The organism is Streptomyces sp. CBMA29, from assembly GCF_014596445.1.
Lineage (GTDB): Bacteria > Actinomycetota > Actinomycetes > Streptomycetales > Streptomycetaceae > Actinacidiphila.
In genome coordinates this window covers 1-8,145 of the sequence record NZ_MECL01000173.1, presented here as the reverse complement: position 1 = coordinate 8,145, position 8,145 = coordinate 1, and the positions used below count along the sequence as shown (strand labels likewise).

Annotated in this window: 8 protein-coding genes; 6 read left to right on the top strand and 2 right to left on the bottom strand. The window is 74.2% G+C overall.

The window, feature by feature from the left end:
• Positions 1-885 (top strand): DUF6350 family protein (locus BGM09_RS22660; protein WP_223187447.1); only part of this gene is annotated, 885 nt, incomplete at its 5' end.
• A gap of 204 nt (positions 886-1,089) precedes the next feature.
• Here the strand turns inward: BGM09_RS22660 and BGM09_RS22655 are convergent.
• Positions 1,090-1,902, bottom strand: a complete 813-nt coding sequence (locus tag BGM09_RS22655) for a hypothetical protein (RefSeq protein ID WP_188283511.1) — start codon at positions 1,900-1,902, stop codon at positions 1,090-1,092.
• A 305-nt stretch (positions 1,903-2,207) separates the two neighbouring features.
• Here BGM09_RS22655 and purN point away from each other — a divergent pair, with 305 nt between their 5' ends.
• Together purN and purH are read left to right on the top strand one after the other, a co-directional pair.
• The gene (gene purN, locus BGM09_RS22650; RefSeq protein WP_317452841.1) at positions 2,208-2,849 is read left to right on the top strand and encodes a phosphoribosylglycinamide formyltransferase; all 642 of its coding nucleotides are present in this window, start codon (positions 2,208-2,210) and stop codon (positions 2,847-2,849) included.
• Complete coding sequence (gene purH, locus BGM09_RS22645) at positions 2,836-4,386, top strand: bifunctional phosphoribosylaminoimidazolecarboxamide formyltransferase/IMP cyclohydrolase (protein ID WP_188283509.1); 1,551 nt, start codon at positions 2,836-2,838, stop codon at positions 4,384-4,386. The genes purN and purH overlap by 14 nt, the downstream gene beginning before the upstream one ends.
• A gap of 96 nt (positions 4,387-4,482) precedes the next feature.
• Here purH and BGM09_RS22640 read toward each other — a convergent pair whose 3' ends face one another.
• A complete protein-coding gene (locus BGM09_RS22640; RefSeq protein ID WP_317452840.1) occupies positions 4,483-5,226 on the bottom strand; it encodes an RDD family protein in 744 nt (247 codons plus the stop codon).
• A gap of 352 nt (positions 5,227-5,578) precedes the next feature.
• Between BGM09_RS22640 and BGM09_RS22635 the strand changes: the two genes are divergently transcribed.
• The 3 genes from BGM09_RS22635 to BGM09_RS22625 form a co-directional block, all read left to right on the top strand.
• Positions 5,579-6,442 (top strand): bifunctional methylenetetrahydrofolate dehydrogenase/methenyltetrahydrofolate cyclohydrolase, encoded by an 864-nt coding sequence (locus tag BGM09_RS22635; RefSeq protein ID WP_188283507.1) that lies wholly within the window; start codon positions 5,579-5,581, stop codon positions 6,440-6,442.
• Positions 6,432-6,956, top strand: a complete 525-nt coding sequence (locus BGM09_RS22630; RefSeq protein ID WP_188283506.1) for a DUF3017 domain-containing protein — start codon at positions 6,432-6,434, stop codon at positions 6,954-6,956. The genes BGM09_RS22635 and BGM09_RS22630 overlap by 11 nt, the downstream gene beginning before the upstream one ends.
• A gap of 643 nt (positions 6,957-7,599) precedes the next feature.
• Positions 7,600-8,145, top strand: a 546-nt coding sequence (locus tag BGM09_RS22625) for a helix-turn-helix domain-containing protein (RefSeq protein WP_188283505.1), incomplete at its 3' end; no start/stop codon positions are given.

Sequence of the window (8,145 nt, the reverse complement as noted above, 5' to 3'; positions counted from 1 at the left end):
GGCGCGCTCATCGGCGCCGCCGCCCTGGCGTGGCACGCCGGGGCCGCCGGGCGGACCTTCGCGCAGCTCAGCGGGCCGCTGGCCGGACAGCTCGCCGTCCTGCTCGTCGCCGTCGCGCTCGTCCCCAACCTCGCCGTCTGGGGGGCCTCCTACGCGCTCGGGCCGGGGTTCGCCGTCGGTGTCGGCAGCGGGGTCGCTCCCGCCGGTGCTTCCGGCTATCCGCTGCTGCCCGGATTCCCGCTGCTCGCCGCGTTGCCGGACGAGGGGAGCGGGGGGCTCGTCGGGTGGGCCACCCTCGTCGTGCCCGCCGCCGCCGGGCTGCTGGTCGCCTGGTCCGTGGGGCGCGCCGCCGACGCGTGGAGCCTGCGGCGTACGGCCTCGGTCGCCTCCTCGGCGGCCGTCGCCACCGGGGTCGCCTTCGCGCTCCTCGCCGCCGTTTCGGGCGGGCCCCTCGGCGCCGTCACGCTCGCCGCCTTCGGACCCTCCTGGTGGACCACCGGCCTCGCCGCGCTCGCCTGGACGCTGCTGCTCGGTGCGCCCGGGGCCGTGGCGCTGCGCTGGCACCGGGGCGGCGCCGCGGTCTTCCGTCCCCGGACCTGGGCCGGCCGGGTCCGGGCGCTGCGGCCCCTCGGCTGGCCTTCCGCCGCCGCGCGCGCCGCGCGTGGGCTCTGGGGGCGGGGCGGCCCCGCGGTGCGGCGCTACGCCGCCGCCTTGCGGTGGACCCGCACCGTTTCGGCGTCCGCCGAGGTCCCGGTATCTGCGGAGCCGCCGCCTCCGCCGCTGCCTCCTCCGGTCGCTCCTCCCATGCCGGCCTTGCCGCCCGCTCCGGTCGCTGCCCCGGACCCCGTCGTCCCCCGGCCCGAGCCGGATCCCGGGCCCGAGTAGGCCCCCACCGGGGCTTCAGCCCGAGAACCCACGGCATCTGCCCCGCCGAGGCCGGTTCTTCCCTGCGCCCCCGGTGGGGGGCTTGTCGCGCAGTTCCCCGCGCCCCTTAAAAGATCGGCGTACCGCCCAGGTTTTGGCTGCCCCCCACCGGGGTCGGTGAGGGGCGGGGAGGCCAACGCGTTCGGGTGCCGGCCCGGAGGGCGGTCAGCGGAGGCCGGGGAAGTCGCGGAGGGGGCTGGGGAGAAGGTTCTGGCAGGAGTGCGACGCGGGAGTGGTGAGGGCGTCGCTCTTGCAGGTGAAGTAATCGCGGTAGGCGTACTGCAAGGAGTACGTGGTGACGACCAGCGCGAGCGTCACGGCACTGGTGATGATGCCGCTCCAGGCCGCGGTGACGAAGGAACGCTGGGCGTCGGGCCCGGGAGCGGGCGGGGCGGGCCGGGGCTTCTGGGTGGCGTCGGCCAGGGCGGAGGCCGCCTCGGCGCGGGCCTTGGCCCGGTCCTGCGGGCTCATGCGGAGCGCGGAGATCCCCCAGTAGAGGGCGAGGGCGCCGAGCAGGAGCCCGACCGGCGTCCAGCCCAGGAGGGCGAAGATCAGTCCCCAGCCGCCGCAGACCAGCGAATAGCGCGACCGCCGCTGGGCGGGGTCGGTGGGGTCGAAGCGCGGGCCGCTGCCCGCGGGCCCGGTGGGACCGCCGCCCTGCTCCGGCCTGCGTCCGAACGGGTCGGGGCGTCCGCCCTGCGGCTGCTGATTGCTCCACCCGTGGCCCCACGCGGTGGGTGCGCCGTGCGGTGGAGGGGGCGGCCCCTCCGGCTTGTCGCCGGAGCCGCCTTCTGACGAGCCTTCCGACGAGCCCTCGGACGAGCCTTCCTTCGAGCCGTCCGACGGCTGCTGTCGCGGCTGCCACGGCCGGTCGGGCGCGCCCTCCGGCGGCGGCGCGAAGGGATTGTCCTGCTGATCGCCCTCGGGCGCGCGCAGCGCGAGACGAATACGGCCGCTGCTCATGATGTGATGCGCCATCCCCTTGGGCTCGACTCCTTCTTCGGCTTGTACCGACGTGTATCGAACGTGTACCGACGTGTACGGACGTCTTGTGACGACCGTACGACGATGTGCCATCCCTGTCAGATGCGTCACTCACGCCCGCGTGCGGGGCGCGCGAAGTGCCGCTCCCCCGGCAGACGCTACCGTCCGCGCGCTCCCCCGTCCCGTGGGGGCCGCCGGGAGTGCCGGTATCGTTGCTGACGGTCGGCGGCCTCGTAGGGTTCCCCATCATCCGATCGGCCTCCGACTCGTACGATCCTCTAAACGAGAGAGCACCGCCAGTGGCCGCGCCCGCACCCGCCTCCACCCCCGCCCGTCTCGTCGTCCTCGTCTCCGGTTCCGGGACCAATCTCCAGGCGCTGCTCGACGCCATCGAGGCCGATCCCTCGTACGGGGCCGGGGCCCGTGTGGTCGCCGTCGGCGCCGACCGCGACGGCATCGCGGGCCTGGACCGCGCCGTCCGCGCGGGCCTGCCGACCTTCGTCGTCCGCGTCAGGGACTACGAGGACCGCGCCGCCTGGGACCTCGCGCTCGCCGAGGCCACGGCGCGGTACGCGCCCGACCTCGTCGTCTCCGCGGGCTTCATGAAGATCGTCGGAAAGGCGTTCCTGGCCGGGTTCGGCGGCCGGATCATCAACACCCACCCCGCGCTGCTGCCGAGTTTCCCCGGCGCCCACGGCGTACGCGACGCGCTCGCGTACGGCGCCAAGGTGACCGGGTGCACCGTCCACTTCGTCGACGACGGCGTCGACACCGGCCCGGTCATCGCCCAGGGCGTGGTCGAGGTCCGGCCGGACGACACGGAGGACGCGCTCCACGAGCGCATCAAGGACGTCGAGCGACGACTGCTCGTCGAGACCGTGGGGCGCCTGGCGCGCCACGGCTACCGCATTGAGGGACGAAAGGTTCATGTCGGTGAATAAGCCCATCCGTCGCGCGCTGATCAGTGTCTACGACAAGACGGGTCTCGAAGACCTGGCCCGCGGTCTGCACGAGGCGGGGGTGGAACTGGTGTCGACCGGGTCGACCGCCGCGAAGATCGCCGCCGCGGGCGTCCCCGTCACCAAGGTCGAGGAGCTGACCGGCTTCCCCGAGTGCCTGGACGGCCGGGTCAAGACGCTGCACCCGCGCGTCCACGCGGGCATCCTCGCCGACCTGCGGCTGCCCGACCACCAGCGGCAGCTCGCCGAACTCGGCGTCGAGCCGTTCGAGCTGGTCGTCGTCAACCTCTACCCGTTCAAGGAGACCGTCGCCTCGGGCGCGAGTCCCGACGAGTGCGTCGAGCAAATCGACATCGGCGGCCCCTCGATGGTCCGCGCCGCCGCCAAGAACCACCCGTCGGTCGCCGTCGTCGTCAGCCCGGACCGGTACGCCGACGTCCTGTCCGCCGTCCGCGACGGCGGCTTCGACCTCGCCGCCCGCAAGCGGCTCGCCGCCGAGGCGTTCCAGCACACCGCCGCGTACGACGTGGCCGTCGCCTCCTGGTTCCTGGATTCCTACGCCTCCGACGACGAGTTCCCCGAGTTCAGCGGGCAGACGTACGAGCTCCAGCAGACCCTGCGCTACGGCGAGAACCCGCACCAGGGCGCCGCGCTCTACAGCGACGGCAGCGGAAAGGGGCTGGCCGGGGCGGAGCAGTTGCACGGCAAGGAGATGTCGTACAACAACTACGTCGACACCGACGCCGCCCGCCGCGCCGCGTACGACCACGAGGGCGTCTGCGTCGCGGTCATCAAGCACGCCAACCCCTGCGGGATCGCGGTCGGCACGGACGTCGCCGACGCCCACCGCAAGGCGCACGCCTGCGACCCGGTCTCCGCGTACGGCGGCGTCATCGCCGTCAACCGGCCCGTGTCGGCGGCCATGGCCGAGCAGGTCGCGGAGATCTTCACCGAGGTGATCGTCGCTCCCGGGTACGAGGACGGCGCCGTCGAGATCCTCGCGCGCAAGAAGAACATCCGCGTCCTGCGCTGCGCCGAAGGGCCCGGCACCGTGACCGAGTACAAGCCGATCGAGGGCGGTCTCCTCGTCCAGGCCAAGGACCGTTTCCAGGCCGAGGGCGACGACCCCGAGACCTGGACCCTCGCCACCGGGGACGCGCTGACGGCGGCCCAGCTCGCCGAACTGGCCTTCGCCTGGCGCGCCTGCCGCGCGGTCAAGTCCAACGCCATTCTGCTCGCGAAGGGCGGCGCCACGGTCGGCGTCGGCATGGGGCAGGTCAACCGCGTCGACTCCGCCAGGCTCGCCGTCGAGCGCGCCGGGGCCGAGCGCGCCGCCGGCTCCTACGCCGCCTCCGACGCCTTCTTCCCCTTCCCCGACGGGCTCGAGGTCCTCACCGCCGCCGGGGTCGCCGCCGTCGTCCAGCCGGGCGGGTCCATCCGCGACGAAGCCGTCATCGAGGCGGCGGCCAAGGCGGGAGTCACGATGTACCTGACAGGGACGCGGCACTTCTTCCACTGAGCCCTGGCGGTACGCCGGTCGTTCAGGGGGCGCTGGGGACACCTCCCAGCGCCCCTAGGAGCGCCCCCTGCGCAGGGGGGCGGGGTATCGCGCGGGTCAGGACTGGTCCTTGATGACCACGGTGTGGACCATCTTGTCGGCGAAGGTCTGCTTCTTGGCGTCCCACAGCGGCCAGAGGAATCCGAGGTAGCACGGGAGGCCGTCCAGGAAGTGCAGCAGGCGGCGGCCGAAGGCGAGGCCGAAACCGAGGGTGGAGCCGTCGTGTTCGCGCAGGAGGCGGATGCCGACGATCTTCTTGCCGGGCGTCTGTCCTGTCCTGCCCTCGCGGTAGCAGAGGAAGAGCATGGCGACGAGGCTGAGCAGGCCGCCGATGAGGATCAGCGCGACGGAACCGCCGGAGACGTGCGGGTTGGGGCACGCGTCGCGGGGGATGCCCGCGTCGTCGCAGTCCTGCCAGCGGTCGGCGAGCTTGACGGACATCTGGGTGTAGCCCGCGATGAGCAGGCCGCCCGGGACGAGGTTGAACATCAGCGCGTCGAGCAGCATGGCGCCGAGCCGGGCGCCCCAGCCGGCCAGCGGGGGCATGCCGGGCGGCAGGTTGCCCTGCGGGTAGCCGTACGGCGCCTGGCCCGGGTAGCCGCCGCCGGGGTAGCCGTAGCCGCCGGGCTGCTGCTGTTGCTGCGGGTATCCGGGGTAGCCGCCGGGCTGCTGCTGGTACGGGCCCGGCTGCTGCGGGATGCCCTGGCCGTACGGGTTCTGCGCGTAGGGCGGCTGCTGCGGCGGCTGGGACGGACCGCCGTACGGGTTTCCGGGGCCGGGAGGGCCGGGGGGTTGGCTCACGTGCTGCTTCCTTACGCGGGCGGCTGGGACGACAGGGCCGGTCGGGACGGCGGCGGCGGACCGCATCCGTCGTATATCCGTCGTACTGGCCCAATCGGGGGACGAGGCCACATCGTGGGGCCCCCGTGCCCCGGCGCGCAAGGGACCAGGGGTGTCGGACAGAGGTCGGGACGGTGCCCGTCGGGCAGCGGTCGGGGCAGCGGTCCGGGCGTCGGCGGGGGCCGGGCACGGCACAGGCGGCGCACAGGTGGGGCTCGGGCGGGGCTCAGGTGAGACTCGGGCGGGGCTCGGGCGGGGTTCCCGCCGGGGGCGGATTGGTCCGGCGCGGGTCCGATCCGCGAGAATGGCGGGCATGACCGCCCAGATTCTCGATGGCAAGGCCACCGCCGCCGCGATCAAGTCCGAACTCGCCGAACGCGTCAAGGCGCTGAAGGCCCGCGGGATCACCCCCGGCCTCGGCACGCTGCTGGTCGGCGACGACCCGGGCAGCAAGTGGTACGTCGCGGGCAAGCACCGCGACTGCGCGCAGGTGGGCATCGGCTCCATCCAGCGCGAACTCCCGGACACCGCCACGCAGGAGGAGATCGAGGCGGTCGTCCGCGAGCTGAACGCGGACCCGGCCTGCACCGGCTACATCGTGCAGCTCCCGCTCCCCAAGGGCATCGACACCAACCGGGTGCTGGAGCTGATGGACCCGGCCAAGGACGCGGACGGGCTGCACCCGATGAGCCTCGGCCGCCTCGTGCTCAACGAGACCGGGCCGCTGCCCTGCACCCCCAACGGCATCGTGGAGCTGCTGCGCCGCCACGGCGTGGAGATCAACGGCGCCGACGTGGTCGTGGTCGGCCGCGGCATCACCGTGGGCCGCTCGATCGGCCTGTTGCTGACCCGTAAGTCGGAGAACGCGACGGTCACCTTGTGCCACACCGGCACCCGCGACCTCTCCGCCCACCTGCGGCAGGCCGACATCGTCGTGGCCGCCGCGGGTGTGCCGCACATCATCAAGCCGGAGGACGTGAAGCCGGGCGCGGCCGTACTGGACGTCGGCGTGAGCCGCGACGAGAACGGCAAGATCGTCGGCGACGTGCATCCGGGCGTGGCCGAGGTGGCCGCCTGGATCTCGCCGAACCCCGGCGGGGTCGGCCCGATGACGCGGGCGCTGCTCCTCCAGAACGTGGTGGAGGCGTCCGAGCGCGCCGCCGGCGATGTCGGCTGATCCGGGTCCCGCGGCAGGGGCCGCGGACTTCGGCGCCGGGGAGCCGGGGCTCGGCCGTACGCCGGGGGAGGGCCGTGAGAACGGATCGGGCCCGGCGCCGGTGCCCGCGGCCGCCGGATTCGCCGGGGAGCACGGCAGGCACGAGGCCGGGCCCGGCAGGACCACCGCGCGGCCCGAAGGCGGCGGCCGGGCGGCGGGCAAGGACGCCCCCGCACCCGCCAGGCAGTGGCCGATCCTGCTGGTCATCTGCGGCGCGGCCGTCGGCCTGATCGTCACGGCGACCGGCGCCTTCCGCGCGGGCGCGATCGTGATCGGGGCGTCGCTGCTGGTCGGCGCCGCGCTGCGCTGGGGCGTGACGGCGGTCGGCATGCTCGCGGTCCGCAGCCGGTTCACTGACGTGATCACGTACGGGCTGTTCGGTCTCGCCATCGTCCTGCTGGCGCTGATGGCCCAGCCGGATCCGCTGATCCGGATTCCGTTCCTGGAGGACATCATCCACTTCTCGGTGCGGTAGCCCGCCGCGACGCGTGCCCCGCAGGGTCGCTGGCACGACGGCGCACTGGGGGCACCTCCCAGCGCGGCCCGCCCCCACCGGGCCTGCGGCCCGAGAACCCGCAGCAACTGCCCCGCTGGGGCCGGTTCTTCCCCGCGCCCCCGGTGGGGGCTGGTCGCGCAGTTCCCCGCGCCCCTGAAAAGATCGGCCCACCGCCCCCGGTAGAAGAACCGCCCCAGGGCGCGGAGCGCTGTCCGCACGGCGGGTACGAGCCCCGAAGGGGCGCTGGGGGCACCTCCCAGCGGTAGCTGGGGGAGGAACTGCGCGGCTCGTCACGACGGCGGGGTGTGCCCCGTAGGGGCGCGGGGAACTGCGCGGCCCGCCCCCACCGGGCCTGTGGCCCGAGAAACCGCAGCAACTGCCCCGCTGGGGCCGGTTCTTCCCCGCGCCCCCGGTGGGGGCTGGTCGCGCAGTTCCCCGCGCCCCTGAAAAGACTCGGCCCACCGCCCCCGGTAGAAGAACCGTCCCAGGGGGCTTCGGGGCCGGGGCCCGTGCTTAGCAGGTCCGGACGAGTTCGGGGAGGCTGTCCGGAAAGTCCCCCCGACTAGGGGACACCCGTTCTAGCGTTGCGCCCGGCGGGGAACTCGTTGAGGCAGGGGGCACGATGGGGCAGTGGGAGCCGTTGGCGGAGCGGATTCCGGTGGATGTGCGGCGGCTGGCCGTGCAGTTACGCCGGATGAAGGACCGCGGCGGCCTGACGGTCCCGGCGCTGGCGGCGCGCACGGCGCAGTCGGCGCAGTCGTGGGAGAAGTACCTCAACGGCAGGCAACTGCCGCCGCTGGACGCGGTGGAGGTGCTGGCGCAGGCGAGCGGCGCGGACTACGACCGGGTCGGCGCGCTGTGGAAGCTGGCGGAGAAGGCCGCGACCGGAACCGGCGACAGGGGCCGGGGCAAACCCGTACCGCATCCAGATCCGCTGGACCCGCTGGGCGCGGAGGAAGGGCTGCCGGGCAACCGCCGTCGCAGGGCGCTGCTGTTCGGTACGGCGGGGGTGCTGGCGATCGGCGCGGTGGTGACGGTGCTGCTCGCGGCGGGCCCGAGCACCGGGCGGGCTCCGGCCCCCGAGGCGGCGCCGACGGTGACCGACCGGGCCGGGGCGCCCCTGACGCCGGGTGCGAAGGGCGCGGCGCCCCGTACGTCGCCGGGCACG

Excerpts from the sequence above, each read along its gene's own strand:
- BGM09_RS22635 (WP_188283507.1), top strand. The coding sequence starts at position 5,579 with ATGACCGCCCAGATTCTCGATGGCAAGGCCACCGCCGCCGCGATCAAG.
- purH (WP_188283509.1), top strand. The coding sequence starts at position 2,836 with ATGTCGGTGAATAAGCCCATCCGTCGCGCGCTGATCAGTGTCTACGAC.
- BGM09_RS22630 (WP_188283506.1), top strand. The coding sequence starts at position 6,432 with ATGTCGGCTGATCCGGGTCCCGCGGCAGGGGCCGCGGACTTCGGCGCC.
- BGM09_RS22655 (WP_188283511.1), bottom strand. The coding sequence starts at position 1,902 with ATGGCGCATCACATCATGAGCAGCGGCCGTATTCGTCTCGCGCTGCGC.